At 43.2% G+C, this 25,748-nt stretch carries 29 protein-coding genes, 2 pseudogenes and 1 riboswitch; of the genes and pseudogenes, 11 read left to right on the top strand and 20 right to left on the bottom strand.

Annotation, left to right across the window (positions count from 1 at the left end; translation table 11 throughout):
- Positions 1-80 precede the first annotated feature (80 nt).
- Both FFV09_RS01025 and FFV09_RS01020 read left to right on the top strand, forming a co-directional pair.
- Positions 81-515 carry a peptidylprolyl isomerase gene (locus tag FFV09_RS01025; protein ID WP_141450258.1) on the top strand — a complete coding sequence of 145 codons (435 nt, stop codon included), beginning with the start codon at positions 81-83 and terminating at the stop codon, positions 513-515.
- Between the two features lie 135 nt (positions 516-650).
- On the top strand, positions 651-1,568 hold the full coding sequence (locus tag FFV09_RS01020) for a hypothetical protein (protein WP_141445949.1): 918 nt from the start codon (positions 651-653) through the stop codon (positions 1,566-1,568).
- 42 nt (positions 1,569-1,610) lie between these two features.
- Here FFV09_RS01020 and FFV09_RS01015 read toward each other — a convergent pair whose 3' ends face one another.
- Positions 1,611-2,003 carry a hypothetical protein gene (locus FFV09_RS01015; protein WP_141445948.1) on the bottom strand — a complete coding sequence of 131 codons (393 nt, stop codon included), beginning with the start codon at positions 2,001-2,003 and terminating at the stop codon, positions 1,611-1,613.
- Between the two features lie 278 nt (positions 2,004-2,281).
- Here FFV09_RS01015 and FFV09_RS01010 point away from each other — a divergent pair, with 278 nt between their 5' ends.
- The gene (locus FFV09_RS01010; protein WP_141445947.1) at positions 2,282-2,938 is read left to right on the top strand and encodes a hypothetical protein; all 657 of its coding nucleotides are present in this window, start codon (positions 2,282-2,284) and stop codon (positions 2,936-2,938) included.
- Positions 2,925-4,064: a helix-turn-helix domain-containing protein gene (locus FFV09_RS01005; RefSeq protein ID WP_141445946.1), complete on the top strand. Its 1,140-nt coding sequence runs from the start codon at positions 2,925-2,927 to the stop codon at positions 4,062-4,064. The genes FFV09_RS01010 and FFV09_RS01005 overlap by 14 nt, the downstream gene beginning before the upstream one ends.
- A gap of 108 nt (positions 4,065-4,172) precedes the next feature.
- On the opposite strand, the gene FFV09_RS01000 is transcribed toward FFV09_RS01005, so the two are convergent.
- From FFV09_RS01000 to FFV09_RS00940, 14 genes are all read right to left on the bottom strand, one after another.
- The gene (locus FFV09_RS01000) at positions 4,173-4,451 is read right to left on the bottom strand and encodes a hypothetical protein (protein WP_141445945.1); all 279 of its coding nucleotides are present in this window, start codon (positions 4,449-4,451) and stop codon (positions 4,173-4,175) included.
- 35 nt (positions 4,452-4,486) lie between these two features.
- Positions 4,487-5,137: a peptidoglycan recognition protein family protein gene (locus FFV09_RS00995; protein WP_170314892.1), complete on the bottom strand. Its 651-nt coding sequence runs from the start codon at positions 5,135-5,137 to the stop codon at positions 4,487-4,489.
- 63 nt (positions 5,138-5,200) lie between these two features.
- Positions 5,201-5,713: a phage holin family protein gene (locus FFV09_RS00990; protein WP_141445943.1), complete on the bottom strand. Its 513-nt coding sequence runs from the start codon at positions 5,711-5,713 to the stop codon at positions 5,201-5,203.
- Positions 5,714-5,734: 21 nt separating this feature from the next.
- The gene (locus FFV09_RS00985) at positions 5,735-6,871 is read right to left on the bottom strand and encodes a S8 family peptidase (RefSeq protein WP_141445942.1); all 1,137 of its coding nucleotides are present in this window, start codon (positions 6,869-6,871) and stop codon (positions 5,735-5,737) included.
- A 121-nt stretch (positions 6,872-6,992) separates the two neighbouring features.
- Positions 6,993-7,133 carry an XkdX family protein gene (locus FFV09_RS00980; protein WP_141445941.1) on the bottom strand — a complete coding sequence of 47 codons (141 nt, stop codon included), beginning with the start codon at positions 7,131-7,133 and terminating at the stop codon, positions 6,993-6,995.
- Complete coding sequence (locus FFV09_RS00975; protein ID WP_141445940.1) at positions 7,126-7,698, bottom strand: hypothetical protein; 573 nt, start codon at positions 7,696-7,698, stop codon at positions 7,126-7,128. The genes FFV09_RS00980 and FFV09_RS00975 overlap by 8 nt, the downstream gene beginning before the upstream one ends.
- Before the next feature lie 17 nt (positions 7,699-7,715).
- Positions 7,716-8,807 carry a hypothetical protein gene (locus FFV09_RS00970; protein WP_141445939.1) on the bottom strand — a complete coding sequence of 364 codons (1,092 nt, stop codon included), beginning with the start codon at positions 8,805-8,807 and terminating at the stop codon, positions 7,716-7,718.
- A gap of 723 nt (positions 8,808-9,530) precedes the next feature.
- On the bottom strand, positions 9,531-10,217 hold the full coding sequence (locus FFV09_RS00965; RefSeq protein WP_141445938.1) for a hypothetical protein: 687 nt from the start codon (positions 10,215-10,217) through the stop codon (positions 9,531-9,533).
- Positions 10,218-10,649: 432 nt separating this feature from the next.
- Entirely contained in the window at positions 10,650-11,069 is a 420-nt protein-coding gene (locus FFV09_RS00960) for a hypothetical protein (RefSeq protein ID WP_141445937.1), read from the bottom strand.
- Between the two features lie 120 nt (positions 11,070-11,189).
- A complete protein-coding gene (locus tag FFV09_RS00955; protein ID WP_141445936.1) occupies positions 11,190-11,741 on the bottom strand; it encodes a GNAT family N-acetyltransferase in 552 nt (183 codons plus the stop codon).
- Positions 11,742-11,746: 5 nt separating this feature from the next.
- Complete coding sequence (locus tag FFV09_RS23610) at positions 11,747-11,899, bottom strand: hypothetical protein (protein ID WP_170314891.1); 153 nt, start codon at positions 11,897-11,899, stop codon at positions 11,747-11,749.
- A gap of 355 nt (positions 11,900-12,254) precedes the next feature.
- Positions 12,255-13,022: an SIR2 family NAD-dependent protein deacylase gene (locus tag FFV09_RS00950; RefSeq protein WP_141445935.1), complete on the bottom strand. Its 768-nt coding sequence runs from the start codon at positions 13,020-13,022 to the stop codon at positions 12,255-12,257.
- Positions 13,023-13,345: 323 nt separating this feature from the next.
- Complete coding sequence (locus tag FFV09_RS00945; protein WP_141445934.1) at positions 13,346-13,717, bottom strand: hypothetical protein; 372 nt, start codon at positions 13,715-13,717, stop codon at positions 13,346-13,348.
- Positions 13,686-14,039, bottom strand: a complete 354-nt coding sequence (locus FFV09_RS00940; protein ID WP_141445933.1) for a hypothetical protein — start codon at positions 14,037-14,039, stop codon at positions 13,686-13,688. Before FFV09_RS00940 ends, FFV09_RS00945 begins: the two co-directional genes overlap by 32 nt.
- A gap of 275 nt (positions 14,040-14,314) precedes the next feature.
- Here FFV09_RS00940 and FFV09_RS00935 point away from each other — a divergent pair, with 275 nt between their 5' ends.
- On the top strand, positions 14,315-15,091 hold the full coding sequence (locus FFV09_RS00935) for a stalk domain-containing protein (RefSeq protein ID WP_141445932.1): 777 nt from the start codon (positions 14,315-14,317) through the stop codon (positions 15,089-15,091).
- Between the two features lie 494 nt (positions 15,092-15,585).
- Here FFV09_RS00935 and FFV09_RS00930 read toward each other — a convergent pair whose 3' ends face one another.
- The 5 genes from FFV09_RS00930 to FFV09_RS24500 form a co-directional block, all read right to left on the bottom strand.
- Positions 15,586-16,851: a phage tail spike protein gene (locus FFV09_RS00930; RefSeq protein WP_141445931.1), complete on the bottom strand. Its 1,266-nt coding sequence runs from the start codon at positions 16,849-16,851 to the stop codon at positions 15,586-15,588.
- Between the two features lie 79 nt (positions 16,852-16,930).
- The gene (locus tag FFV09_RS00925) at positions 16,931-17,827 is read right to left on the bottom strand and encodes a phage tail spike protein (protein WP_141445930.1); all 897 of its coding nucleotides are present in this window, start codon (positions 17,825-17,827) and stop codon (positions 16,931-16,933) included.
- A gap of 257 nt (positions 17,828-18,084) precedes the next feature.
- Complete coding sequence (locus tag FFV09_RS00920) at positions 18,085-19,095, bottom strand: type II TA system antitoxin MqsA family protein (RefSeq protein WP_141445929.1); 1,011 nt, start codon at positions 19,093-19,095, stop codon at positions 18,085-18,087.
- Positions 19,096-19,175: 80 nt separating this feature from the next.
- Positions 19,176-19,502, bottom strand: a complete 327-nt coding sequence (locus FFV09_RS00915) for a type II toxin-antitoxin system MqsR family toxin (RefSeq protein ID WP_141445928.1) — start codon at positions 19,500-19,502, stop codon at positions 19,176-19,178.
- Positions 19,503-19,637: 135 nt separating this feature from the next.
- Complete coding sequence (locus FFV09_RS24500; RefSeq protein WP_425472249.1) at positions 19,638-19,919, bottom strand: hypothetical protein; 282 nt, start codon at positions 19,917-19,919, stop codon at positions 19,638-19,640.
- Between the two features lies 1 nt (position 19,920).
- On the opposite strand from FFV09_RS24500, the pseudogene FFV09_RS24035 reads away from it, so the two are divergent.
- The 6 genes and pseudogenes from FFV09_RS24035 to FFV09_RS00885 all read left to right on the top strand — a co-directional run.
- Positions 19,921-20,280 (top strand): annotated as a pseudogene (locus tag FFV09_RS24035) (recombinase zinc beta ribbon domain-containing protein); the annotation flags it as partial.
- 604 nt (positions 20,281-20,884) lie between these two features.
- Positions 20,885-21,148: pseudogene (locus FFV09_RS00905) on the top strand (peptidylprolyl isomerase); the annotation flags it as partial.
- Between the two features lie 197 nt (positions 21,149-21,345).
- Positions 21,346-22,452, top strand: a complete 1,107-nt coding sequence (locus FFV09_RS00900) for a hypothetical protein (protein WP_141445926.1) — start codon at positions 21,346-21,348, stop codon at positions 22,450-22,452.
- Between the two features lie 170 nt (positions 22,453-22,622).
- Positions 22,623-22,886, top strand: a complete 264-nt coding sequence (locus FFV09_RS00895) for a hypothetical protein (protein ID WP_141445925.1) — start codon at positions 22,623-22,625, stop codon at positions 22,884-22,886.
- Between the two features lie 153 nt (positions 22,887-23,039).
- Positions 23,040-23,207, top strand: a riboswitch (FMN riboswitch).
- A gap of 437 nt (positions 23,208-23,644) precedes the next feature.
- Positions 23,645-24,310 (top strand): riboflavin synthase, encoded by a 666-nt coding sequence (ribE, locus tag FFV09_RS00890; protein ID WP_141445924.1) that lies wholly within the window; start codon positions 23,645-23,647, stop codon positions 24,308-24,310.
- A 49-nt stretch (positions 24,311-24,359) separates the two neighbouring features.
- Complete coding sequence (locus FFV09_RS00885) at positions 24,360-25,664, top strand: bifunctional 3,4-dihydroxy-2-butanone-4-phosphate synthase/GTP cyclohydrolase II (protein ID WP_141445923.1); 1,305 nt, start codon at positions 24,360-24,362, stop codon at positions 25,662-25,664.
- Positions 25,665-25,748 lie beyond the last annotated feature (84 nt).

Genomic DNA, 25,748 nt, shown 5'->3' with positions numbered 1-25,748 from the left:
AAGGTTGCCGAGGCGCCTTGCGAGGCGGAGTTCGGCCGGATGATACAGACCTCTACAGAAAATTAAGGGAGATGACCATGATGAAAAAAGGATATATCGAGCTTGAAAACGGCGGCAACGTCGAGATCGAATTTTTGCCGGAAGAAGCACCGAACACAGTAGCAAACTTCGAGAAACTGGCAAACTCCGGTTTTTATAACGGCCTGTCTTTCCACCGCGTCATTCCGGGCTTCGTCGCTCAGGGCGGCTGCCCGAACGGCACCGGCACAGGCGGCCCAGGCTGGCAGATCGACTGCGAGACTTCGACGAATGTAACGAAGCATGCCAAAGGCGTTCTGTCGATGGCGCATGCGGGCAAGAACACCGGCGGAAGCCAGTTCTTCGTCTGCTACGGCCCACAGCCGCACCTCGACGGCGTACACACCGTTTTCGGCAAAGTAACCAAAGGCATGGAATTGATCGATGCCGTTAAGCCGGGCGACAAGATGAAAGAAGTCAAAGTCGTAACGGAATAGTAGATAAAAACCTTGAAGGATAAATTCCTTTGAGGTTTTTTCTTTGTCTAAAAACGTAAAAATAATTTGTTTATACTTATATGTAATTATAGTATTGTAAAGTATGTCAATACCATATAAGAGAAGAGGGATTGTGTGTCAGTATCGAAGTGGTTTATAGCATTGTTGGCGTTATCCATTTGCTTAACAACGGCTTGTTCTAGCACGGAAGCAACCAACGAAGTTTCGTCCAAGCCCGATAAAAAGATAGAGACCGAACAGGAATGGAGTAATGATTCTGTTCAAGCGGTGAAAATTGCCGACACAGAAAGCGTATCTGAAGTAGAGGACTTAAAAGAAAAAGCTTACCCAGAACCTTATCTTAAAGCAATAGAAAAGATGAATGCCGGAGATATAGAAATGGCTTTAAGCTATTTAGATATGACTCTCGAAGATTTTGAACAAAAAGACGTGCAACTAAAAGCTAGAACTTTAAAAAATTATCTTCTTTCTGTAAAGCTTTCAGGATATGGCTCAACGCTGCTCATGTATCTAAAAGGAGCAGATCAATACAAGGAAGGAGCATTTGCTGATACAGAGGGGCTGGACGAAGCAATAAGAGTAATGGACGATGCTCAAGAAAGAATAGACAAGGAGTCTAAGCAGCTTAAAACAGAATCGGAAGCTGTATTAGAGATGTTTCAGGGACAACGCTCTGAGCCAATTTCTGACGAAGAAATCAAGGTATCGTCTGATTATATAACAGGAAGAGGCCTATCTTTCTTTGAATCTGTAGGGTATCCATTGCCCACCCAATCAGAAATAGATACAGCGGTGAGCGAAGCGACTCATAATTACTACAAGGCTACAGTTGATAGTTTGTTCAAAGATGGGGAAATTGATTATGCTGAATACTTTTATGCTGTAGGTTTTGCGCTTATGTATAGCGGAAACTACGATGAGAGCGCTAAGAATAATTTGCAAAAGGTTATAGATCTCACTGAGGACGATAAATATAGCGAAACTCGGTTGAATGCTAAAGGGTTTTTAGAGAATATAGAAGAACGAAAATGAAAAAAATAGGCATACCCAAGTTAATTAAGGGTATGCCTATTTTTAAATTCTGTTTTCGATCTTCAATGCTTCATTTACAATAATTTCAATCAATTTTTGCTCTGATTTGCTTGGTTTTACGCCGAAATTAGCTAGTATTTCATCGATATATCTTAATGAAATTATCCTTTTATCGACATCGCTTTTTACATGATTTACAGTAGAAACAAAGTCTACAATAAGATCTGCAACATCCAGCACGAAATTGCTCTTTGTGCGATCCAATCCTCTAACCTCAACCACCTGAATGACCAACTTTAGAAACTCCAACAACTTCTCGACACCATCGGTCAGTTTGTCGATATTGATATTTTTCTTCTTAGCTACGACAAGCATAACAGAAAGTACGGTCACAACAGTTACTACGCATAAAGCAATTACTAAATTCTGATCCAAGTAAATGTCTCCTTATTATCGTTTTAGACAAAAATAAAAAGAGACGATTAATTTCGTCTCTAAGCTGCTCGTAAGTCTTGCTTTTACAGTTTATCGATTTTAGAAAAATCGGAAACGAGGACTTAAAATAGCGTGATAATTTTACTGAGTATCGCTTAAATAGAAGGGGATACGAACTTTTTAATAGCAAAAGCCTATGTTAAAAGTTATTTTGGTTGCAAAAAAACTGATTTTAGAGTACATTAGTTGCAAAGATAAGAATAAGAGGGGGTTTTGAAATGATTCTGTTTAGCGATGCCCAAAAAATAATCGATCAACAAATTCCTGCATCGGTTAGAGCACAGATGAGTACGGTCGTAAGGCAAGGTTACATATTAGCTTCCGAAACCATGAAGAATGCCATAATGCTCGAGTGGGAGTTAGGACGCCAGTACGAGGGTGTTTTGCGTAATTTGGCTATCGCTTTTCTTCTTCATCAAAAAAGCAAAGCGGAACAGCTTCCATTCGAAACTTCCATTGAAAGTACTAAGAACAAGAGCTATAAGTACATCGTTCTTTCTACTGCACAAACCAAGTTGACCTGTAGTCAAGTTTCAAACAAGCATGCAATTGCAAGACCAGCATACTTTAGAGATAAACTTCAAACCATAAACAATCAGGCGTCTGCTTACTTTTCTGATATTGATGGGCTAGAGCCACCAGAACAAGCAGAACAGCACTACTTGTTGCTCACTTATAGCAAAGGAGGGAATATGCCGAGTTTTATAAATATTGGATTCCCTCATCTTTGGCATGAAAGAATCGATCTGTTAAGCGAGATTCATGTAGTTGGGCAACCAACTATAGAAGAAGAAAAAGAAGAGGTTATCAAGGGTGATAACCTAATCAACTTTAGGCAGTTTGCAGAAGAGGTGGAGGGCAGTGGAGGAGGCTAACCGTTTTTCTAGGTTTGTTCCTGAGCGTCTTGTTGAGGCTAGAGAAGCTAGAGGATATACGTTGACGGAATTAGCGGGGGTGGCTGGGGTATCTCACCAAGCCATCTCCAAGTATGAAAATAAAAAGTCGGTTCCAGGATACGATATTCTAGAAAAGATAGCCGAGACGCTAAAAGTTCCTGTGACTTACTTTTACAAGCCAATCATTTCTAATGAGACGGGTGTCACGTTTTTTAGGAGCGCTGCTTTAGCGACTTCAAAATCAAAGAAGATTCATTTGCATAAGATTTCTTGGATAAAAGAGATCTATAAATATTTAGAAAAGTTTTTCATTTTTCCGGAAATCAATGTTCCCCGTTTGATTGATAGAGAGACATATATACCGACTCCATTTGTAACTATTGATCAAATGGCTAGTGAAGTACGAAGATCTTGGAATCTTGGGAATGGTCCTATAAGCAACATGACTTTGCTATTGGAAAAGGCGGGCATTGTTGTAGCAAGATCACCTTTTGAAAATTATAAAATTGATGCTTGTTCTAAATGGGGTACGGGAGAAAGACCTGTGATATTACTCAGCGACGATAAAACAGCGGCAAGATCACGTTTTGATATTGCTCATGAACTAGGCCATCTCGTTTTACATTCAAAAATAAAACAAAGTGAATTCAATTTAAAAGCTAATTACAAATTAATTGAGAGTGAAGCTAATCGCTTTGCAAGTGCATTTCTTTTGCCTAGCTCTAGCTTTGGTTCGGAAATTATTTCAAATTCTCTTGAACACCTTGTCGCTTTAAAGAGAAGGTGGAAGGTATCAATTCAAGCCCTAGCATATAGAGCTCACTCAATTGGTTATTTCGAAGAACATCAACACATTTATCTACGGAGAAAATTAGCTAAGAATAATCAGTTAACCAGAGAACCTTTGGACGATGTTCTGGAATTTGAAGAACCAATATTATTGCAACAAGCAATAAAAGCACTGGTTGAACACAATGTAAAAACAAAAGCAGACATTACAAGCGAACTAAGCTTGCCGAGAGAAGAAATTGAAGTACTAGCAGGACTAGAACCAGGATATCTGTCTTCAGAAAGTGCAAAGATAATTCCTCTTGTATTTAAATAAATATAAGTAAGTATTTGGTTTTAAAAAATCGATTAAAGTACTTATATGTAAAAAAAGTGACTTTTACAAGTATACAAACTTGATCAAGTCACTTTTTTTACATATTTTTTACTTTTTATCTGCTTTAGCTCGCTCGATACGATCGGCCACTACAAGCATACGATAAAAATCTACGCTGCCACCATTCGGAGTATCGAGAACAACCTTATCTCCATCGTATTTCATAGTCTTAAACTTATAGACGGCATCTTTGGCCCAATCTGGGACAGTGACCGATTGCTTATGCGTAACGGACTTCAAGGATTTCTGGAGTTCAGCGATTACAGTTGCTTGGTCGGCTACAGTTTGCTTCAGAGTCTCAAATGCTTCAATTTGTTCTTTAGTCATTTCTTCATCATCCTTTGGTTTTGTAGGAATTGGGGCTATTGGCAGAGGAGCAGGATTAGAGGGCGTAGGGATAGAATGCCTTTCAGTCGATTCAGTTCAGCTTGGATTTGAGGAAGGAAGTTTTTCTTGGCAGCGGCAAGACTGTGACCGTCTCCCCACCATTTATCTCCTGGACAAGTCTTAGCAGAGCGCTTTATGTCATAATCGCCAATGTATGTGCCATCGGCAGTCCACCAACAGTGATAAGTAATATGCTTAGCATTCACAGACAGCTTTAGTTTTTCTGCAAGACAGGCATAGAGATGAATAATGGTCTTCTTTTGTTCGGCAGAAAGAGTGTCTCCGCCACTATTGAAGTTGCCAATATTTTCGATACAAAGACCGTTAGCGTTATCCCCTTTGATTCCAGCAGGAGCCTTATTAAAGGGTCGTTTGATCGAGTAGCCAATTTTACCATCGGGGAACGTAGTGAGTTGTTGTGCAATATCATCGAATCCTCGTTTTAGATGAGAAGTCCGCATACCTTCAAGCATTTGAAAGTGATTACTGCCTTTAAAGTTGTCGTAGCTAGGTTCCCAGGTATGGTGAACTTGTAGACTATCAATAACCCGAGTGATGCTTTGTTTTTTAAGCCAATCTCTAAATTCATCCCGTTCTAACACAATAAAGTTACCTTTTTGAATCAATGTATGTCCTCCTAACAAAGTAAAGCCAAGCATCATTAGATACTTGGCAATGTGAGCTATGTATTATTCAGCTTTCTTTTCAACCGTTTGTGTCTGTTCGACTTTCACAGTCTCGATAGTGGTACTCTGCACTTCCTTGATCACTTCGTTCTCTCCGCTTTTTTCTTGTAAGATGGTAATCATCTTGCGGAAGACGGGAGGGAGCTTCAAGCCTAGACGACCATAGTTCTCAATAATACTAACGGCTTCATTAGAGAGCCAGAAAAAGATTGTACCGTTCATTACGATATTTAATCCAAGAGCCAAGTCGATTCGATGTCCGAGAAGAACCATCAGCATCATGAGTCCTTTTTTCAGCAACCCCCAAAATCCAACTGAGCTTTTTAAGCCTTTCCCAGTCTTGATGCTAGCGAACATCCCGCTTAAATAATCAACAGCGAAAAACAAAAGTAAAATTTCCAAGAGTCCGCTCCAACCTCCGAATGCATAAGATGTAATTGAGCCAAAGACTCCTGATAAAGCGTAGAGAGTTGAGTAATCTCTATTTGCTAAAAGTTTAGTAGGTAAATCATTCAAGATAGCTCCTCCAAGTCAAAGTTATTCGTCTACCTGTGCCTGTAAGGCTTGCACAATATAGATCTTAATCAAAGCCTCCCTGATCAATTCTCCCTTAACGGTTTTACCAGCAACCGCATAGGTACGCCAGTAATCAGGTGTATTGAACATTCCCTTATTCTTCAACCAAAGTAATGCATCTTCGAAATGGACAGAAGAAACCTTAACCTTGTTGACGGGCCGTTTACTTGCGTTAATAAACTTCAGTGCTCCGTAACCTTGCAATGTTTTTGGGACGTCTAAACTCACGGTACAGGAATCAATAAGTTCGTCGTATAACTCTTTGGGCGTCGCTTTTCTTCCGAAGGCTTGGTCTAGTTTGTTTGTAATCAACGCCATAGCACCCGAAACGTGAGGAGCAGCCATCGAAGTTCCTGACAGTTTGAGGTATCCATGATCGATGTGCCAAGTGGAGACAATATTCTCACCCGGAGCAATCAGATCAATCTGGTTATTGGAGTTACTAAACGTAGAGACCTGACCCCACATATTGTATGATCCGACAGCGACCACTTCGGGATAGTAGGCGGGGTATCCGATTTCGTCTGTGTTAGCCTCTCCGTCGCCAACGTTCCCTGAAGCCGCAACGACCACAATGCCCTCTGCCTCCATCTGCTTAATGACATCGTGAATAGTGGAGAAGGACAGCTTGCTTGCGCTCGACATATTCACGATGCGTACACGTTCTCCTTTGGGTCCACGCCAAGCCAGCGCATATTTGAGAGCCTGCAACATCCAGGTTAGGACGCCGTTGCCTGTGGAGTCGAGCGTTTTTAGGATGAGAAGCTTAACATTTGGAGAGACGCCAACAAGGCCTTGTCCGTCTTTCTTTGCGGCAATCGTTCCCGCAACGTGCGTACCATGAAAGTTGTTGTCGGAGTAGTTATTGGGGTCGTTATTGTAATCCGTTGTAAAGTTACGTCCACCGATAATCTGTCCGTTCAAGTCGGGATGAGTCATGGAGCAGCCTGTATCGAGAATCGCGACGACGACGTCTTCGCCTTGATAACCCTGTTTCCACATTTCATTGGCCCAAATATCTTTTACGCCTTCGGGAAGTGTATCTAAGGTAACCGTTGATTGAGCGATTACTTCGTGATTGACCAGTTTAAATTCCATAAGTCACTCCTTGATCCGAGATAGAAAACAAAAAGAAAGAGAGCCTTTAGACTCCCCTTCACGTGCTAGATAAGATGTTATTAGAGATTCTTAAGTAAATCAAAATCGACAAGAGGAAGACCTATTCGTACTTTTGTCCGACGATTTTCTCGTACTCTTCGGGCGTAATGACGCCAAAACTCACGTACTGTCTAAGCTGAGGTTCGCGCGCCCATTTGCATTTGTAATAATAGCTCAAACGATCAAAATCACTCTCAAACATTCTTATCTACTCCTTCAGGCTGTGTGTTTTTATCAGACTCTAGTGACATGAGACGCAGTTCGAAACCAACTAGGCTTGCTCCCAATGCCTGATTTTGTGCCTGCATCGTCATCATTTGAATTTCTTTTTCTACGATTTGAGCACCAAGAGCTTCGTTTTGTTGACGAAGTTCTAAAGCCTCCAGTTCTCGTTGTACAAGCGAAAATCCAATCCGATCCAACTCGGTCGGATCGGATTCGGGTGACTTCGTTAACACTTTGATTTCTTCTAAGGTTAGACCTTCAGACCAGTACCCCGTAGGATTCTGAAGATTTGATTCTTTGTGATGTTTCCAGCGTTCTAAATCAAATCGGGGTTTATAGAGACCCGGTGGAACAGAAATACCAACTAGATAGCCCATTACATTACTGCCTTCTCCTTCTTCTTCCAAGGATGACTCATCGAATATGAGATTAGCCGAAAGAATAGGGTGGTGGGCTATGGGACTAACTCCAGAAAATTCGTCTTCGACAATCTCGTCTTCGACATATAAACCCTCCAGATTAACTCGTGCAACGACCTTCAAATTAACTCCTCCTTTTCTTATTGTTCGGCTTGGAACGTCATTTGTATGGATAACCAGTTGATTCCATCGTCTTGCTGAGACACAATACTGCCGTCTGCATAGATGTCAGCTCGACCTGAAGTACCTCCATAAAGGGCAGGGAAAATCAATGTACTTGAAGGTCTATAACCTTTAGGCAGCTTACAAACGGTTGCCTGAGTGCCATTACGTATCAATCCGCGCACAATGACCTGCCCTAAAGCATTTTTAAAATAGACGAGATTGGAGAATCCATCGTTATATTGAATCCATCCGTTTAAGAGCGTTGGAGTGATCCATGCCGGGGTATCTTTCTCGGCTTTTTTCGCTTCCAATACGGAAACCCTTGCTGCGGTATCTCCGGCATTGCGGATCAGATCGACAAGCTGAGCTTTTTCAGATTCAGACAACGAATCTGTGAATGAGGCTATAGGTGATTTGTCCAAGCGCAAATAGGTAAATGTGTAAACAGCCGTTTCGTCGTAATTGCTGTCTTCAATGCGTACTTTCTCATTTCCATAGGCATTGGCTGTGCTGATCACCCAAGAAGGATCACCCTTTCCCATTGCAGCAGCCGTTGCCGTTCGTAGAATCGGAGCGGCTTCGCGCAGGATAATTCCTGATCCAACTTCAATCACGTTATCGCCTTCAGTCAAGACTAACTGCCCTTCGCTCGCAATGAGCTCAACTGTAGGAGACGCCAACTTATAATGTAAGTTATAAGGCGTCCAATCACCGGATATGTCGGTTGGTAATACAGATCGTGCAGAGTTATTCACCCACGATCCGATGGAACCCACCGTCATTTTCGTCCCTTGACTCGCATTAACCCAGCGGCGGACCCATCCTTTTGTTCCGCTACCGTTATAAGGGACTGGCGCAGATCCCCACGATTCCTGCGTTGTCATTACCCACCCATTAAAATAGGCTCTCATCTCATCTGCTGAAGGTGAATAATTAGGTCCCCAACCAGAATCAATATTAGCGACACCCATTTCGAGTAGATTCCTTGAAGAATCGACAACAAATTTGTCTGCTCCATAGTCAACAACAGAGCCTACAGCGAGCAGCGTTCCATTAAACTTAGTCATTGTAGGACCTGTAGACATTCCAGCAAAGGCTGTAGCATATACTTTTTTATAAGCGGTGAATTATTGGGAAGCCGTATAGGCCCACTCTATGGAGCCATCCAGAATAAATTTACGCCACTTCGCTAGCTTGAAATACTGTCCGTTACGCTCGAATACCGTATCGGGTTCAGTACCTCCAGTCGGGTTTGCATGCAATTCCGTTTGCAAAGCCATCATCGATTTTTGTTGTGGTTTAAACATCGCCGCTTGCGCTCAAGGCATCATGATAGGGTTAGTAAAAGACAGACTATTCGTCGTCCACACATTAGAACCCATATAATTGGACAAATAAATACGAATATGCGCAAATTCTTTTGTGTTAAAAGTGAGCGTTTGGATAAGCTGAGGTGTAACCAACGTAGTGAGTCCTGTCGTAGATGTATCCGTGATCGAAATGTATCCATTTGTCATGATCGAAATTGTATAATTTGTATTTTTGGACACATCTATCTCAACATACATCCCAGTCGTCGCGCTGTTTGTGCCTTGTGCTACGAACTTATAAGAATTCGATGAATCCAAAGTCAAATTGCCACCCTCTAGGAGTCGAACCCATTCATAGAATGGTGGTAGCAAATTCCCTGCTGTTGAAATCGCATACGGACCCTCAACTCCGACAATCCCCGTACGTCCCTGCCCATTGATCTCCGTTTTACCGGATAGCCCCGACAAACGGAAGCGAGACTACTTGGTCGCCTTCACGACTTGCAGTCCCGCAGCCAGCGCAACGTCTACATCTTTCTCTAAATCTAAACGATCCGTAATCTCTTTCGCTTTCGCATCAACCTTGGCTTGAGAACCTTCAATAGTCTCCAGGTTCGTCGGTTTTTCTAGGATCGAACTCCATGTAACCGAAGCTGTCGATTGAAGCAGCAGAACCCAGTTCGCTGTATTCGTCGGCACGATTCCGGTCGATTGAACGATACTTTGATAAACGCCATTTTTATAGACGACAATGTTCAGCGGCTTATAGGTGGTAGTAGCGCTATACGTTCCTTTATTGACTAAGGATGTTCCACGTTCAAGAGCCATATCACCTTGAGTCTTAGCATGATCGCCCTGCGTTTGAGCAAATGCAGCTTTTGCATCGGCCAAAGCAGCTTTGATATCGGCATTCCCCGCCGCTGTATTCGCTGTAGCTGTTGCTGTATTTGCGTTGTCACGAGCTGTGTCTGCTAAAGAAGCTGCCGTATTCGCATTAGAAATAGCCGCAGCGACGCTCAGCATAAGTGCCCAGTTAGCGTTAGTAGATAGTCCTTTATTCAATGTTCCATCTGCAATACACATATACGTATTTTGGTTGACTACATCCGAAACAACATCACCAAAGTTATATGTGACCGAAGAAGAGTAAATGCCTTGCCACATCATGTTGGTGACTTTTTTCCAGTACGAGGTGTTCGTTGGCAGGTTTCCGGTCGAGTTAGTCGTACACATACGTTGTGCCATTGTAATACACGATATTTCTTACCGCATAGGCGGTTCCACTTGCGTAATTCCCTTTATGAACGAGCGAATCAGCAACGGCCTTTGCTTCCTTGGCATTCGTGTCGGCCAAGAGGGCTTTGGTGTCCGCGTTGGTCGCTGCTGTATGTGCTGTAGATGCCGCTGTATTTGCGCTCGTCGTGGCCGCCCCGGCAGCCGTAGTCGCACTTTTGGCTGCATCACCTTGACCTTTGGCATAATCGGCTTGCGTTTTCGCTTCCTTGGCGTTCGTATCCGCTAGTGTAGCTTTGGTATTGGCGTTTGTTGCGGCCGTGTTAGCTGCGCCCGTAGCTTCATCTGATTGATGTACCAGTTCAGCTAATCTCTCGATACTATCAAATGCAACACTACCTGCATTGATAATATCTTGTAACGTCTTAACGTCTTAACGACTTCTCCATTGTTTTCTTGCGTCCAAACTCGTGATGCTGCAACGTAGTGATTACCACGACCCTTATAAGTCGATGTCATGGATTGATTTTCTCGTGAAGCATGGAAAGAAACGATACTTTCGTTGTAATCTACTCGATATTCGTTTTCTTTTAATGGGTTCTTGTTCGTTTGAGGCAATTCGAACATGCCTGAGATACGGACTTTAGTTGAAGAGGCGGGGATTTCGTTGAGCTGAATCTGTCCGTTTACAACTGTTTTTGTCTCTGTAATGTCGATATAGGGATCGTCGCTCGTACCTTTACGATACTTGGTTAGTGTACTTTTTTGATAGTCGAATGACGACATAAATAGCCTCCTTGAAATGTTGATGGATAGGGAAGAAAACGACAAAAAAGCCGCTCAAAGGAGCGACTGATAAATACTAGTTAAAGAGAGAAGCAATATTTGAAGTTGAGGAAAGAGCTTTTAAATAGAAGAAGATTGTCTAATTGGAAGCCGTTCTATCTTAAAAGCCATTCTAAGTGTAGTCAAATCATCATCTTCATCATCAATCGCAAAGAATCCAAATTTCTTATAGAAGGCTAAGGTTTTTGGTGATTTTATTGCTTCCACAAAAATGAAGTTGCAACCAATCTCCTCTACCAGCTTGTAAGCTAACGCTATAATTTCTAGCATTATTGTAGTACCATATCCTTGGTTTTCGTACTTTTTATCTACTCCTAAAAACAATAAATGAAGTACAGGGAAATGTGTTTTTAATTTGGGAAGACTTTCGTTCCAACGGAGATGATGAATCATAGATTTATCAACACGCATTGAACTAACCTGCAAACTAGAAAACCCAACCAATGCGCCACGTTCGTCGCAATACAGTTGGGTTACAACCGAATTATGTTTTTGGTGATTAAGTGCAGATTCTGAATCTGTTAAATATTCCGTCACAACTTCTTCATTACATACAAACGTAGCGACTTGTGGGAAATTTTCGTCGGATAGTTGTTCAGTTATTAGTGTCATTGGTGCTATTTTCTGCGCTGTACTGGAGTTCGTTCAGAAAGCATCTTCAAAATTCGCTCCGTGTGCGGATTTTTTTCAGTTGCAAATTTCATGAAACGTTCGAGTTGTTCCTGCGTTGTAAATTTTGCTTCAGGTTGCTTAATTGACGGTGCTGCCATATTTGCTCCTCCTTCATGATTACTCATCTTTTGCTTTAAAAGAACAAGCATACTCAGCGTCATTTATCTCAGGACTATTATCTTGAATAAGAATCCTGAGAATTCAGGCTCGTAAGTGGAGTAATCTATAGTCTTAGATTAACACAGCGGTGTACAATAATAAACATTTCTATACAAATGGTTACAAAATTTGTTCTGAGAAGATGCTGTACAAATATGTATGCTCACAATGAAGGTATAGAGTTGATTCGTATTGTTTTGGAATATCGTGAAACAAAAATAAGTATCCAGGATCGATGATAAAGATTTTAAATCTTCCAAGGATACTAATTATGTTCATGTGCCATGAATTCTCTCAGGTCTTTTGAAGGCTTCGATCAATTTCTTGTAGAGAGAGGAGTGCTTCCCATTCCGAAATCTTTACACTAGCTAAGTGATCTAACTCGGTCTCGCCTTTATTGATGATAACAATTTTTCCATTATTGCTAGACACCGTTTGCCTAGGCAGCAAATTTGCGGGATATATCGAACAAGAAGAGCCGATGATAATACAAAGTTCAGCTTCCATATGTGCTTTTGAAGCCTGCTTAAATGTTTTTTGAGGAAGTTCTTCGCCAAACAGAACTACGTTTGGTCGCAAGATTCCATTGCACATCTCATCAATTTCAAGAGATGGCTGCTGACAGCGCCCGTATCCCTTCAGAAATCGAGAAGCAGGAAGAAGACGATTACAGTGTTGACAGCGAACCTCCATATTTCCATGAAGCTCAATAACATTCTTAGATCCTGCTTGTTGATGGTAGTCATCAATATTTTGAGTTACAACTTTATTGATAAGACCGTCTTGTTGCCATTTTGCTAAAATTCTATGTGCTCCGTTAGGTTCATGCGTAATGAACTCTCGATAACGATCTGCATAAAAACTAAATAGAGATTTAGGGTCTTCATACACAAGTTTGACATGAGAAACTTTTAAAGGATCATGGTTATGCCATAAACCATCACTCGAACGAAAGTCAGGAATGCCACTCGCAGTAGAAACACCGGCTCCTGTGAAGATGACTGTGGAACGTGAGTGCTGGATGAGCTCGACGACTTTTTCGATCTTTTTGATAGTTTGCATTGAGATTCCTCCAGACTGCTATTCTATTTAACTGCGATGAAGATTGTAGGTGCTGGTTCTCTATTACAGTTGACGCAACAAGGAGTAGAAAGTAGTTGAAGCTTGTAACACTATAGTTCTTCTATATTCTAATTATAACTCGATCTACAATGCTAGTCTCAGGCTTGAAAAGATAATTGAGTTAGAAATATCTTTGTTGGAGTCTTGATGTATTTGATTATCTGAGAAGCTGTTTTTAGATAAAACGAGGATATGATAAAACTTCTTGTCATACAAGAAAAGAGAAGAGAGAGCATAAAAAAAGCCACTCTATATTGAGTGACTCATACTACATGAATAGCTTCTTTTAGCTTACTCATAATTGCGGCATATTCATCAGGAGTAGCTGTCTGAGGGATTTTGAATAGCAATTGATCCCGACTTATAGTGTAGAGTTTATTGGTTCTTATAGTTGTCGGTTTCTTTAACGTAACTGTAATATCAAATCCTCCGCGACCTGGTGAAGTGGTGCAGCTACAAACTACAACATCTAATCTGTCTGAGTCTACGACTACAAATACAGGAGCTTGTCTTTCAGGTTGCCCGATTGCAGCGTATTTAGCGAAGAAGAACTCTCCATGTTTTGCATCGCGACGCTGTGCTTCTAGTTTTCTTTTTGCCGCTTCAGCTTTCCTCGTAGAGTCGTTTGAGCTCATCCTCATACCAACCTTTAAAGTATTCTGCATCCTCAGTCATATCGCTTGCATCGGATTCAGTTATTGTAATTGGAACTACATGTTTTAGACCAAGTAGATCTTCAATTTTTTCAATTTCTGTTTGTGATTTGACTGAATGACGACGAGCTTGCGAGAGGACAGAGCCTGCTAGAGAAGCCGTAGATCTTACTTGACCCGATGCTTTTGTACTAGAGCGATGATTCAAAGCTTTACTTGCTTTTGCGCTTAGAGCCGATCCTGCTTTCTTTTTTACCATCGTGCCTGATTTTGTGCGAACTATTATAATTGATTCATCTGTCATACATTTCACTCCTCACTGCCTCAGCTTTATGACTCAGGCCACTACTACTGCATCGGTAGAACTACTTGCATCAGTGGAAGTAGTTCTTAACAGTATTGTATCACGATCACGTGATTTCAAACAGAGAGATGGGAATAAGAGGGGTGAGGCGATAATTATATATGGTGGTATTAGATTTGAGAATTATTGAACACCCCATAATCCGCATGGAATCCTCCTCCATTTTTTGCTATGATTGAATACGAACCAAGCAATCAAGAAGAAGGGGATTTACCATGAAGAAGACAGGGAAAATTGCATATGTACTATCTGGTGTCGTACTAGGAGTAGCAATCACATCTACAGCACCAACGTTAGCTGCCACTGTGTCAACGATTACCGCTAAGCTGCACGGAGACGTTAAGGTTGTTGTAGACGGTAAAACAGTAGGGGCAAAGCCGATAAACTATGACAATCAAAAGTATCTACCTGTAGGGGATATCGGTAGAGCGTTGGGTGCTAGCGTGAAGTTTGATAAGGTGAAGAACAGTATCGTGGTAACAGGGAAAGATGCAGGGGAGGATACGGCTAGTGGAGCAGGGACGGGGAGTAGCGGGACAGCGGATGCGGGGGGAGCTGTGAGTAGCCTTGATCCTGTGGCTGATAACTCTAATTTGAAAGCTGTTTACGCAAAAGGTGAACAAATTAACTTTGCGAATTCTACTTTTAAGGTAGTGTCGATATTCGAAACAATTCCTTGGAATGATCAAGTAGATCGGACAACTATAGAGGTAGAAGTGAGCATTGATAAAATGCAGGATTCTTTTCCATTGAGGCATATAGACTTTATTGAAGGCGTGCAAACAATAGCTGGAGCGAAAGTAGATTGGACTGGAATAACGTCTAACATCAAGGCATTGCCGTATAACCAACCAGTGAAAGATAGAATCGTTCTCTACACGCCAATCAGTGATACTTCGATTCAACTAAAAGTAACAGATCCAACACAGCGCTTTAATGCTAACTCTAAACGAACCGCCAATGCGCCGACTGTCCTTGTGAACATTAAGTAAATTCTTAAGCACCTACGAATGTTCTCATGTACAAGCTAGCATTAATTCGACCTAGAGTGTCTGACGTTATATCGATGGTGTGCCAGCCAGGAATTGAAATATGTTGTGTAATATTTACATTGTTTGTTCCGTAATGAGGAACACCGTGCTGAACACCATCGATTATAATTCGCATTGCGCTAGCTGTACTGCTGCTAACGTAGATGCCGTGCTCTATTTCGTGAGAATGTTCAGGCATAGAAATTCGATGAGCATGTGCAGGTATATCTACCGTATGCTCGTGAACTGGCATATCAATATCATGAAAATGATCAGGTATAGATACAGAGTGATAATGTGCTCCTGAAGTAGACCAAGTTCTAGGAATGCCATCTATATCTTTAAAAACAAGGCCATCTCGCCAACCGTGATTATGTCCACCTGTCGCCGTATAAGTGGCTTCAGTCTCAGCGCGGCCAGACTGCCGTACGGGCTTAGTAGTGCTTAGATTGATTCTAGTATGATGCAGCTGTCGCAACTTTTTGTGGCTCAGTCTGCGTAGTATTTAAATCAATCTGGGTACTGGCAGCACCGCGTCCATAAGATCTAAAAGCCTCTGCGCTAAAATTCAGCTGAACTTCCTGTACACTAAGCACAGACGGTGAGATATAGAACTTCAATCTCAACGCGTTACTAGCATCGACGTTATCTACAAGCTGAATCGTATCTGTCTGCAAAATCCCGTTTTCATCAAGTACGACATTCCCTTTTTTGCTGACAATCTTTAATCCGTATTTACCTGCTTCGTACTGTCCAAGCTGCACACGCACTTTCCCCGTATTGTCCTTAACCGTCAGCAAGTCGCCCTCGATTGTGAAGCTGCCGTCATCATCTGTAATGGAGAGTTTATTGCCTAGTAGGATTTTTCCCACTAATTCGTCTGCAAAAACCCCTTCCGGTGTTACGGCCGTCTTCCACGTGTTGCCTCCATCGTTCGTCAACGCCAATTGTCCATGCTGGAGAATCAGCATTTTCAAAGGATCTTTTGGGTCTTTGATGATAACCCCACGTCTACTGATCTCTACATCTTCGTTAACGCCAGCGTTGATACTCCGCTTCACGGCATCCCAAGTATTATTCAGCAATAACGTATTCTCATCGCTTGTCGCTTTAGCTTCATTCCATTTTACTGAGTTCGAGCTAACGGTGTTGGATGTACTGATATTCTTTAAATGGTCCTTAAAGAATCGTTCTTCGTCGGTCAGTAAGTCTTTAGCGTTTGAAACTGTGATATCGATAGAAAGAGCTTCATAATCAAAAACAATATCTGTAACATTCGCTGTTGTATCAATCCCAAGGTCTTCGTGTTTAATCGTAACAATATCGCCGCACGACAACTTACCTACGTTGTGTTGCTCTGTCATAATTTCGTAGAAATTTACAATAGACAGTTGCGCAACAATCTTAGGCTCTCTAATCTTATCGAACTGCTTCTTTCCTTCTTCAAGCAAATCTTGAGGTTTGGTGAAGTTATCGTCGCTAAACTCTTTCGTGAATATAAAGTTTGTATGGAGCACTTCTAGTTGGTCGGCAGAGAGACTGTTTTCAATCTTTAATGTATTGCCGATTGCAACCATAGATTGCTCAACAACGCTAATCTGAACCTTTAATCCTGAAATCTCTTGCGTTTTACTATCTACTTGAGACTGCTTTTCGGCCTTCTGATTAATCAGTCCCGTGTTAGGATTACCTGTTTTGTCCGTAGCATTGTACGTCGCCAAATTATCTTCGATGATGGTAAGTTCATTTTTGAAGGTGCTGAGTTCGTTGTTTTTAGTATTCAGTTGTGCATAGAGCCCATTAAGCTGATCGAGAAGAGAAGAGAAGAGAAGAGAAGAGAAGAGAAGAGAGGAGAGGAGAGGAGAAGGTCGGTGTATTGCTTTGAACTAGTTTTTTATACCGATTGAGCGCGATACACAAATCGTCTTCCATGTAGTAGCTGTGCCGGATCACATTGCCTTGAACATCTTGTTCAAATGGATACATGAAATAGGAGAAGTCTTCAATGTAGTTAGATCCGGTAGGATTCACAGCTTGAATCGACATGCCATCTTTGCCAAACAGCTTCAAACGAGTACACATCTCGTCGAGATTCAATTCCTGTTGAACGCTCTTCATGAGCTTACCCATCTTTGTTTTAAACCCTTTGTTCAAGCCATATAATTCAGGGTCGTAGAAATTGATGGTGCGATTAACGGTGTCCCAGATGATCAATGCGGTAAAGGTTTCGGCAATCTGATTCATACCTGCTAAGATCGAACCACTGAATTCGAATGAGCGGTACTTGAGGTCGAATTGAGCATCAACATAGCCAAGTCTCCAACCAGTATTCTGAAGAAGGTCATTCCCAATCTGAGATAAGGAATAGGAGATAGCGTTGTAATCCTTAACCGATTGATTAGAAAGCTGATAACCTAATCCATAACAACTGATTGTAACGTAGTCCGAATCGTCCATCACTTTATTTTTCTTATAAACCACATAATATTCGGTTTCTTCTCCATGCTCAAATCGAATCAAGAATCGTTCTTTGACCATATCAATATGCTCGTTTTTGACACGTCTCATATTCAAATGCTTAGTAACGAATAGGGGAAGGGTGAGTTCTAGTTCATTAATGTTGCCCCGTGAAACGGTTCGTTTTACTTTGTAAGCTTCAGATAGACGAGCAATAGTCGTTCTTTTTTTGTCCAACATACACAAGTACAGTTTAGGGCGTCCAAGCGGTTGTTTATATTCTCCGATAAAATGTATAAGCTCCTTTAATAGTGGGTTTAGAATGCGATATAGATCAAGAACGGCATAGAAAAAAGCCACCTACATCAGGTGACTTAAGATAGATCTATGGTTTTTAAATTACAAACACATGTCTCTAAACAAAAACCTAGAATTGTTTGTGTGTAACTCCAATAGCAAAATACATGATTTTTAAAGTCTTCTTTTCTTTAACTTCTTTACTTAACAAACTCATGTAATTCTTCAGCATATATATAACTTATTGTTTGCTTTTCTTCTGTGTCTGACCATCCTTTCTCATTATGTGCATAGTCACTAATTTTTATAGAACCGTATTCTCTAAAAAAGTCTGCCACTTCTGCTAAAGTGTTTAATTCTTCTTCTGAAAATACTGTTGAATCAAAAGGTTCAGAAGCTCTAACTTTCATCATAATCCAACCATCATCATTTGTGAGTTCATCTATTTCGATAGCATTCATAAGTTGTAAATGAGCTAATGCCACATCATGATCTTTTGGCACTGGACCATATGGATACTTTACATAAGTTGTTCCTGTTATAGATATGGTTTGCCGTTTGAAAAACAGAAAATCACTGTACCACATTAATTTCATAAGCTTTGTTTTTAGAACACCATTAGACGTAAAGTATAAGATCATATTGATGAATTTGTCTAAAGAAAAATCATTATAGCCAGTCAACTCGGTCCCTTCTCCATGCATATAAATAGATTCGATTATTTGTTCATCAGTCTGAAATGATTGTTTAGGAATCGACCATGCCTGAAGTGATTTTTCGACCATTTGAAGTTCTCTAGGTGTTAAAAGATTTTTGTTGGTATTAAGCAATTCCAATATAGCATGTGGATGATCTTTAAGTCGCTTATATATCTCCAAGTGAGTCGCTTGCGGTAAACTCCCTGACTCGTATCTAGAAACACTCGCAGAGCCGATATTCAATAGTTTAGCAAAAGGTCTAATACCCAAATTAAATTGTTTCCTTACATTTTTGATTTCGAGTGATGTCATACCATATTGCTCAGAGTAAATTTGTACTACTTTAGCCATTGTTTCATTTTCTAACTCTTCTACATCAATCAAAGAATTGCAGTTATTGCAGAAAGCAACTCTCCTTTCAACACCTATTTTTTGGCCTCTAAAGTTAAATACGTGAGATTCGTTTTTGATAGTGTAATTATGCTGTGTACCACAAATTTCGCAATAGTTCATTCACATTTCGCCCCCCAGCGGTAACTCAAAATTATATGAAGATAGGAGACGAGGGTTTAACGCCTCGTCTACCTATGTACTTAAGGCTTAGTAGTATACCCTTCAGGATGAAAAGAAATACACATACACAGATTTTGATCGATGCTCAACTTAATGTATGCAGATACACCGTTTATTTCTTTTCTAAAAAAAAAGACAAGGTTGTTGGAGCCATTATGATCAAGCTCAGGTGGTTTGTACTGATCGCTAGGCACTAATCGCAAAATCTCTCGCCAAGCTAAGCTTCTGTGTACAATTCCTAAATCTAAAAGTGCTTGAGCCGTATCATAGTCTCTTCTTTGAGAAAAATAAGTTTTTTTATTGGCTATGAGCTTTTTTGCCTGGCGTAGAAATTCTTCTGTTGTCATTTTATGATAACCCCTCCCTTATCTAAATGATACACTGAAAGTGAACTTTGTGCAATCATTTGATAACACTTAAAGGTTTTCGAAATTGTTTATAAAAGGCGGTAACCCTGTGGCTTTAACCTAGTGATAGTTCAACTAGCATTGGTCAAAGACACACTGGTATTTCCAAACGACGTTACAGTTACCCACGATTCTTACAAAGTTATCGCCTGGAACCAAACTGGGGTACTCTCCAGACACATCATCGAAATGATAGATGAGAGGGATGTTCGATGTTACTTCTTCGTTCAGGCAATCGACGGTTACTTTTTCACCGTTCACGAGGTTAGAAAGCTTAAATGAGTTTCCACTTACACCTGAATAATTCACAATTTCAATCGACCCATTCCCGACCTTTTCGATCTCTAGTGTAGGCAAGATGCTCAGAAATCCAATCTTAAAGGGCTACCAAAGGTACAATTATATAAACGATGACAAGCATCTTACGTGGAAGGATCTTAAGCTTCAGCCATTCAATCCTGACTATAAAATACTAGAAGAAGAGGACTTTGACAGAGTGCAAGAGATTATAGATAGCAGAAGTAATAAAAATAACAAACAAGAAATAAACACACCTACTAAATCCAAGCTGCTTCTATCTGGAATAGTGAAGTGCGGTTATTGTGGTGGGAATTTGTCGGTTGATCATAGTATAACAACAAATAAGAGAAAAGACGGGACGATACAAAAGTCAAAAGTAATGCGCTACGTTTGTAAACGGGCAAGGCATTTAGGTAATCGAGAAGATCATGCATGCCTTCAATTCGGAGCGAAGAAATATGAAAAGGAAGCGGAGATAGTTGTAAAGGACTTTATTTCCAAAGCCAACAAGGAGGATTTTGTAGAAGTGCTAGATAAATTTCAAAAAGAAAATGTTGTGCAAAAGGATTCTCATCTAGCAAAACTAAAAAAAGAAATTCAAGGAGACTATCAAGAATTATCAGCAATAAAGGGGCTGATCATTAAGGTAGAACTGGGGCAGAGCAAACTCAGTTTTGATACAGTAGAATCCATGTTGCTAGAACAAGAAATAAAAATTGCAGAGAAAGGCAAGCTAATAGAATCTTTAGAACGGGAAACTCAAAAAGAAAAAACTAAGATGAATGAGTATCAAGAAGTTCTAGAGGAGTTTGATGGATGGTTGGAGAAATACGACGAGGCGGAATTGGATACGAAGAAGATGATGCTTTCTAGAGTTATTCGAAAAATTAGTTTTAAAAAAGATGAAATTGATTTAGAGCTGGTGCTACCTATCGGTAATACCACTCCACCAGAAGACCAGAATAGGGTCGGAATGACAGAGGATAAAGCAAAAATTACAGATTTAGCGGTGCATAACATACCCAATTCCCACCGGCACAGGCGGCCCGGGCTGGCAGATCGACTGCGAGACTTCGACGAATGTAACGAAGCATGCCAAAGGCGTTCTGTCGATGGCGCATGCGGGCAAGAACACCGGCGGAAGCCAGTTCTTCGTCTGCTACGGCCCACAGCCGCACCTCGACGGCGTACACACCGTTTTCGGTAAAGTAACCAAAGGCATGGAATTGATCGATGCCGTTAAGCCGGGCGACAAGATGAAAGAAGTCAAAGTCGTAACGGAATAGTATCGTAACGTAATAGTAAATGAACCCACCCAACAGCGATCGGAGGCTTAGGCCTTCTGATCGCTGTTTTTTTGTCGTTTACAATAAAGCCTGCATTACGCTAGATCACTGATTTCAAAAATAAAGAATTTATACAAAATATGTAGTATAGTTAGTTAGGTCAAAACTCATTATAAATAGAAATAGGGGCGGGTCAGATGAAAGTTGTTTCGAAATTTTTGTGTTTGATTTTGATTTTATCGTTCGGATTGGGATTTCCAATGAAGTCCGTAAGCGCTGCTTCAGATCCTTTGAACAATGCGTATTATCTTCAAGAGTTAGGCGTTTTTGTAGATAACCAAATCGTAATCTCCACGCAAAAAACCTATCTTGCCGAAAATGGTAAGGTTTATGTGCCGATCAAAACGATAAGCCGGCTAAAAGGAGTAACGTTGGAAGGTGGCAAAGATTTGACGGTCAGGTCCTCCAAAGGCACTTTCCCGATCAATAAATCAAACTCGATTGCTTACAAAAATACCCGTTATGTCACACTCGAGAAATTTATAGCCGTGACGGGTATTTCCGGACGCTACGAGCCGCAGTTGAGTTCAGTGTTTTTTTGGAAGGATTACAATTCTTATCAAAACACGCTCGACAAAATCAACAGCGCCAAAAAAGTGCATAGTGAGATTCGATGGTATATGGGCGCAAAAGTATACCTATATGAAAAAGGCCAATCCGGTTGGGTAACCGGCATTTCTTCATGGGGAAGCGAAATGACCGAGTTTACGATTCAGACGGTTGATGGAAAAGTGATCGAAAAAACCGTCTATGGATATGATCCTGATACTTTTTGTACCTATTCTGAATATGAATCGATTAAAGGCGCTTTTAAAAATATAACGGTATGGGCGGATAAACATGCGCTGCCTCGATCCAATCCCCTTTATCATACAGAAAAAATTAAAATATTAAATCTGGGTGTCAACAAAGGAGACGCAGTTATCCAAGCGAGAAGAGCAGATGGATCAGTTGTATCTTTCCGGGTTCCTTTGGGCAGTTTTCCCGGTGGAGTTATCGCAACTCATTTTTATGTAACAGACCCTAAACGAATGTATCCGGCCTGGAAAGCCAAAGCGTGGGAATTGATCGCAGGGCAAAAAATTTCCAAAGGCATGACCAAAGATATGGTGCTGATGTCATGGGGTTCTCCGGACGATACCAGCAGTTACAGCGGTACGTATATCTCGACCGATACCTGGACTTACGGGGATACATATTTGTATTTTACGAATGGCATTCTAGATTCCTGGATGGATCTTTAACGTGGAAAAAGGCATTCCCGCATTTACTCGGGAGTGCCTTTTTTGAACAACGTTTTTCCGATAAAAAAGCCGCTTCCCCTCAAAATTAACTGTTTTCGCTGAGCATGGTGTATAGTTAAAGCACTTGAATTTTCGCTGCCGCGAACGATAATCGAAAAGGAGTTTTTGATATGCACCGCTTTTTCCAAGTCGGCTACGCCATATTTTTCGTCCTTATTTTGCTGATGCTGCTCGTTTTGCCCTGGCCCAACGGCACGGCCATGTATCCGTTTCTGATCCTGGTCATCTGCGCGTGGGGATTTTGGTATTCGGGCAAAAAGCACAAACGCAAGCCCGATCCCAAAGCGCTTCCGAACGCAAGACCGTATGCCGGTTCGAAAGGAAACGCCAAATCGAACGCCAAGTCCAAGCCGAATTCCAAATCGCGACGGTAGCATACCGATCTTCCGACATCGCGCATGTCGCAGAACTCCGAAAGCTTGTCAGGCCGCGGCCGATAAGCTTTTTTTGGCGTAATTTGCATTTCTTTTCCCGCCATGCTACCATCATAATCAATACCGTATTCCGGTCAGTTGCCGGGTACGCATATACTCTTTCGGGGCGGGGCGAAATTCCCCACCGGCGGTGACGGCGCGCGATTCTTAGGGATCGCCGGCCGAAGTCCGTGACCCGAGCCGTTTGTATGACGCAGCGGCCCGGTTGACCTGGTGCGATTCCGGGACCGACAGTTACAGTCTGGATGGGAGAAAGAGAAAACGAACCGTCGTATTTGCCTTGCATACGGTTCGGGAACGACGGGCGCAGCCCGGCTGTTTTCGAATCCGGCATGGAAACGCGGCACCTCATGTTCGCGCATGAACCGAACGGGCCGATCCGACTTTTTTGTCGCAGGCGCCCGTTGGTTCGTGGTCTGCGCATGCGGGCTGCCGCGTTTGGAATTCGGGCGAATGCAAACGGCAGGATGAAGCCTGTTTGGGCGTACCCTGTTTGTTTGCGTACCGAATTTTCGGCAAATGCAGGATCTTTCGATTTTCAATCCCAAGCCCCGTCCCCGGATCTTTTTGCCGGGTGCGGGGCTTTTTGCATGTGCCATAGCGGCATGTACCGAAAAAGAGCGCCCTGGAGCGGTATGAAGATGTAGAAGATTCAAGAAGATTCAAGCGGAAAAAGAGAAGTCAAGGAGGATCTGCGCATGTTTACCGGACTGATCGAAGAAGTAGGCAGCCTGCGGCGCGCCGAGCGGCGCGGAGAAGCGATGGTATTGACTCTCGGCGCCAAAAAAGTGCTGGAGCACGTCGCGATCGGAGACAGCATCGCCGTGAACGGCGTCTGCCTGACCGTCACGAGCTACGGCAAAGATTCGTTCACCGTCGATGTGATGCCGCAGACGTACCGCAGCAGCAATCTGAGCACGCTCGGCAGCGGCAGCCCGGTCAATCTGGAGCGGGCACTGGCGGCCAACGGACGCTTCGGCGGACATATCGTGCAGGGGCATGTCGACGGAACCGCTTCGATCGTGTCGGTCGAGCAGGACCAGAATGCCGTCGTATTCACGCTGAAAGCGGACGATCCGCATCTGATGCGCTACGTCATCGGCAAAGGCTCGATCGCGATCGACGGCATCAGCCTGACCGTAATCCATGCGGAGGACGGATATTTCGGCGTCTCGATCATCCCGCACACGCTGGGCGAGACGGCGCTGAGCCGCAAAAAGGCAGGCAGTTCCGTTAACGTCGAATGCGATATTTTGGGCAAATACGTTGAACATCTGCTCGGCGTCGGGCAAAAAGAGAAAGCGGGAGCGAAGACGTTCTCCGCAATCGACGAAAGCTTCCTGTCGCGGCACGGATACTCCTGAACACCCTGCACGGCCGAGAGCTTGAACGAAAGACGGAGGAGGAGACAACATGGACGAACGATTTGCTTTCGACGAGATCGACGACGCGCTGGCGGATCTGAAATCCGGCAAAATCGTGCTGGTCGTCGATGACGAAGACCGCGAGAACGAAGGCGATTTTATCGCGCTGGCCGACCGGGTAACGCCCGAAGTCATCAACTTCATGATTACGGAAGGACGCGGGCTCGTGTGCCTGCCGATTACGCGCGAACGCGCGGCGCTGCTGGAACTCGATCCGATGACGACGCGCAACACGGACTTTCACGGGACGGCGTTCACGGTGTCGGTCGACCATATGGAGACGACGACCGGCATTTCGGCGCATGAGCGCGCCGTGACGGCCCGGGCGATCGCGCGGCTTGAGACGGCGGCCGACGACTTCCGGCGTCCGGGGCATATGTTCCCGCTGATTGCCAAAGACGGCGGCGTGCTGCGGAGGGCCGGCCATACGGAAGCGGCGGTCGATCTGGCCCGCTTGAGCGGGGCGGAGCCGGCGGGCGTCATCTGCGAAGTGATCAAGGAAGACGGGACGATGGCCCGGCTGCCCGACCTGGTCGATCTGGCGAAGAAATGGAACATGAAGCTGATCAGCATCAAGGATCTGATCCAGTACCGCAGCGAACGCGAGCAGCTGGTCCGGCGCGAAGTGGAAGTCAGGCTGCCGACGGAGTTCGGCGAATTCCGCGCCGTCGCCTACAGCAACAAGATCGACGACAAGGAACATATCGCGCTCGTCAAAGGGCAGATCGATCCCGATTCCCCGGTGCTCGTCCGCGTGCATTCCGAATGCCTGACCGGCGACGTGTTCCATTCGCAGCGCTGCGACTGCGGACCGCAGTTCGACGCCGCGATGCGCCGGATCGAAGCCGAAGGCTCCGGCGTGCTGCTGTATATGCGTCAGGAAGGCCGCGGCATCGGGCTGATCAACAAGCTCAAAGCGTACAAGCTGCAGGAAGAAGGACTGGATACGGTCGATGCGAACCGCGCGCTCGGCTTCGCGGCCGACCTGCGCGAATACGGCATCGGCGCCCAGATTCTGAGCGATCTCGGCGTCAAGCGTATTCGCCTGCTGACGAACAATCCGCGCAAGATCAAAGGGCTGCAGGGACACGGGCTCGGCATCGTGGAGAGGGTGCCGATCCAGATGGCGGAGAACGCCGACAATGTCGGCTACCTCCATACGAAGCAAAGCAAGTTGGGACATCTGACCAACTTCGGCCTGAACGGCCCGGGCGCGCACACGGCGCCCGGCGAGCTTGAAGCGCTGGAGCAGAACGAGACGCCGATCCCGCCGGAAAACGGGGCAAGGCTGTAAAGACCGGACGTTTCGCGCTGGCCCGGCTGTGCGGCCGGAGCGCGATAATGGCACGATTGCGGCATGGTTAATGAGGAAATTTGT

The organism is Saccharibacillus brassicae, from assembly GCF_006542275.1.
Taxonomy (GTDB): Bacteria; Bacillota; Bacilli; order Paenibacillales; family Paenibacillaceae; genus Saccharibacillus; species Saccharibacillus brassicae.
The sequence above is the reverse complement of the archived record's forward strand: the minus strand, read 5'-3'. Positions and strand labels throughout refer to the sequence as shown.

Bases quoted from the DNA above. Each gene is read 5' to 3' on its own strand.
- FFV09_RS00965 (WP_141445938.1), bottom strand. From the start codon at position 10,217: ATGATGTGGCAAGGCATTTACTCTTCTTCGGTCACATATAACTTTGGT.
- FFV09_RS01000 (WP_141445945.1), bottom strand. From the start codon at position 4,451: ATGACTAAAGAACAAATTGAAGCATTTGAGACTCTGAAGCAAACTGTA.
- FFV09_RS00920 (WP_141445929.1), bottom strand. From the start codon at position 19,095: ATGAACTATTGCGAAATTTGTGGTACACAGCATAATTACACTATCAAA.
- FFV09_RS00945 (WP_141445934.1), bottom strand. From the start codon at position 13,717: ATGAGCTCAAACGACTCTACGAGGAAAGCTGAAGCGGCAAAAAGAAAA.
- FFV09_RS00940 (WP_141445933.1), bottom strand. From the start codon at position 14,039: ATGACAGATGAATCAATTATAATAGTTCGCACAAAATCAGGCACGATG.
- FFV09_RS00925 (WP_141445930.1), bottom strand. From the start codon at position 17,827: ATGTTGGACAAAAAAAGAACGACTATTGCTCGTCTATCTGAAGCTTAC.
- FFV09_RS23610 (WP_170314891.1), bottom strand. From the start codon at position 11,899: ATGGCAGCACCGTCAATTAAGCAACCTGAAGCAAAATTTACAACGCAG.
- FFV09_RS01025 (WP_141450258.1), top strand. From the start codon at position 81: ATGAAAAAAGGATATATCGAGCTTGAAAACGGCGGCAACGTCGAGATC.
- FFV09_RS00895 (WP_141445925.1), top strand. From the start codon at position 22,623: ATGCACCGCTTTTTCCAAGTCGGCTACGCCATATTTTTCGTCCTTATT.
- FFV09_RS00960 (WP_141445937.1), bottom strand. From the start codon at position 11,069: ATGTCGTCATTCGACTATCAAAAAAGTACACTAACCAAGTATCGTAAA.
- FFV09_RS00950 (WP_141445935.1), bottom strand. From the start codon at position 13,022: ATGCAAACTATCAAAAAGATCGAAAAAGTCGTCGAGCTCATCCAGCAC.
- FFV09_RS00900 (WP_141445926.1), top strand. From the start codon at position 21,346: ATGAAAGTTGTTTCGAAATTTTTGTGTTTGATTTTGATTTTATCGTTC.
- FFV09_RS00885 (WP_141445923.1), top strand. From the start codon at position 24,360: ATGGACGAACGATTTGCTTTCGACGAGATCGACGACGCGCTGGCGGAT.
- FFV09_RS00955 (WP_141445936.1), bottom strand. From the start codon at position 11,741: ATGACACTAATAACTGAACAACTATCCGACGAAAATTTCCCACAAGTC.
- ribE (WP_141445924.1), top strand. From the start codon at position 23,645: ATGTTTACCGGACTGATCGAAGAAGTAGGCAGCCTGCGGCGCGCCGAG.
- FFV09_RS00980 (WP_141445941.1), bottom strand. From the start codon at position 7,133: ATGTTTGAGAGTGATTTTGATCGTTTGAGCTATTATTACAAATGCAAA.
- FFV09_RS00985 (WP_141445942.1), bottom strand. From the start codon at position 6,871: ATGGAATTTAAACTGGTCAATCACGAAGTAATCGCTCAATCAACGGTT.
- FFV09_RS00915 (WP_141445928.1), bottom strand. From the start codon at position 19,502: ATGACAACAGAAGAATTTCTACGCCAGGCAAAAAAGCTCATAGCCAAT.
- FFV09_RS00935 (WP_141445932.1), top strand. From the start codon at position 14,315: ATGAAGAAGACAGGGAAAATTGCATATGTACTATCTGGTGTCGTACTA.
- FFV09_RS01010 (WP_141445947.1), top strand. From the start codon at position 2,282: ATGATTCTGTTTAGCGATGCCCAAAAAATAATCGATCAACAAATTCCT.
- FFV09_RS00970 (WP_141445939.1), bottom strand. From the start codon at position 8,807: ATGACTAAGTTTAATGGAACGCTGCTCGCTGTAGGCTCTGTTGTTGAC.